This is a genomic window from Pseudoalteromonas sp. SIMBA_162, from assembly GCF_046535955.1.
GTDB classification, from domain to species: Bacteria; Pseudomonadota; Gammaproteobacteria; order Enterobacterales; family Alteromonadaceae; genus Pseudoalteromonas; species Pseudoalteromonas marina.
Genome location: NZ_JAWJBQ010000627.1, coordinates 1 through 260, shown reverse-complemented (window position 1 = coordinate 260; position 260 = coordinate 1). Strand labels below are relative to the sequence as shown.

Annotated in this window: 1 pseudogene; it reads left to right on the top strand. The window is 32.7% G+C overall.

The features are described from left to right. Nucleotides 1-50: 50 nt before the first annotated feature. Nucleotides 51-215 (top strand): annotated as a pseudogene (locus R0J88_RS21180) (IS5/IS1182 family transposase); the annotation flags it as partial. Between the last annotated feature and the right edge of the window lie 45 nt (nucleotides 216-260).

The window sequence follows — 260 nt, the reverse complement described above, 5'->3', positions numbered from 1 at the left end:
AAAATTTAAGTATCTGACCCCAAAAATTTTAGTCGAAGGAAGTGTTCCTTATGTTTAAAGATTATAACATGAATCAATTAATTTTACCTCTAGATTTAGAAGTTAAACTACAAAATAATGATATTGCTTTTCACATTCATCATTTAGTGGAAAGTATCCCTCTGGAAGCGTTTGAACCCTTTCTTCGAAATGAAGGCTGTCCTGCCTATCATCCAGTATGAACGAGATTTTGAGATATTCGGTAATCGAAATAGCTACTC